Consider the following 544-nt stretch of genomic DNA (forward strand, 5'->3'; position numbering starts at 1 on the left):
AAAGCGCCCGATTCTTGAAGAACGTTCCATCATTATTACCAAAGAAAAAAAGCCCACCGTTGTTCAATAAGATTAAAAAGAGATTTAGTTACCTGTTCTATTTATAACAACTTCAGGAGTGCTTTGTAAGTTTTTTACTTCCATAAACATTTTTAAGTTATATACAAAAACCATGCTTTGACATCGTCTAAAGCATGGTAATTATTTAAACTAATATAAAACTGCTAAGTTGATTTTTTTAGCTCATCTATTTATTGAATTCATTAACTGGAAGAAGTATTCAGGTTTATGAGTCTTATTTAGGTTATACCATGAATGCAATGTATCTGGTGCAAATACATCTAATTTTTTCAGTACTTCCATCGCAAATTCCAGAGGAGCTACTCCTGATGCAGTAACCAAATTCTCACCAGATACTGCAGGTCCCATCTCATGAAATTTTTCTCCTTTATAATTAGGACAGACCATTTTAATATACTCTAAGTTATTGCTTGTATGCTTTCTAGAATCTAGGTATCCAATATTCGCTAATCCCTCAGTTGCA

General features: G+C 32.4%; 1 pseudogene. It reads right to left on the bottom strand.

Features of this window, described 5'->3' with window-relative positions:
• Positions 1 to 243: 243 nt before the first annotated feature.
• A pseudogene (locus M5A78_RS24600) lies at positions 244 to 544 on the bottom strand (glutamine amidotransferase); the annotation flags it as partial.

The sequence above is a fragment of the Neobacillus rhizosphaerae genome (genome assembly GCF_937468385.1).
In the GTDB taxonomy this organism is placed as follows: Bacteria; Bacillota; Bacilli; order Bacillales; family Cytobacillaceae; genus Neobacillus; species Neobacillus rhizosphaerae.